The 569-nt window shown below is 33.9% G+C and carries 1 protein-coding gene; it reads right to left on the minus strand.

Annotated features, from left to right (window positions below; translation table 11 throughout):
• A complete protein-coding gene (locus ACFIO3_RS15345) occupies positions 1–282 on the minus strand; it encodes a type II toxin-antitoxin system RelE/ParE family toxin (protein WP_375607580.1) in 282 nt (93 codons plus the stop codon).
• Positions 283–569 lie beyond the last annotated feature (287 nt).

Raw genomic sequence — 569 nt, forward strand, 5'->3', positions numbered from 1 at the left:
TCAATGGTAATCTTGATAATCAACAAGCTCCACATCTGTTCCTATAAAGCGAAAAGTAACACGCCAATTTCCATTCACCCATATAGAATAGTAGCCTGTAAGTTCACCTTTAAGAGGATGCATTTTAAAGGCAGGCGCTTTCAACATTTCGGGCGTCGTAGCACTTGTTAAAGCCGTCAAGATGACGCGTAATTTCTTTATGTGATCTGGTCGAATAGCTTTTGTGGAACCTGTTGTATAAAATAATTTTAAGCCCTTATGTCTGAAACTCACAATTGCCATTAGCACCCCTTATCGTATACTATTACTATACGATTTATAAAAATAAAAGTCAAGTAAGATACTGGAAAATCTGATTACATATTTGGATAAAATGATTGAGAATAAGCTATAAAAAAGTTCGGGATAGACATAAAAATAAGTTAATAAAATCAATGGAATTAAAATTCCCTTACCTTTATATAAGTTATTGATTGCATATAAATGTAGCATTCCCACCCCCTCCGCCACAGCACTTTTATGGCGCTATAACTTTTTGATTTTATATGACTTTTTTAAAGGTTCGGGAT

This window comes from Bartonella sp. AD328YNZD (genome assembly GCF_042196425.1).

What these genes read in the sequence shown, in the direction of transcription:
- ACFIO3_RS15345 (WP_375607580.1), bottom strand. Translation starts at nt 282, where the DNA reads ATGGCAATTGTGAGTTTCAGACATAAGGGCTTAAAATTATTTTATACA.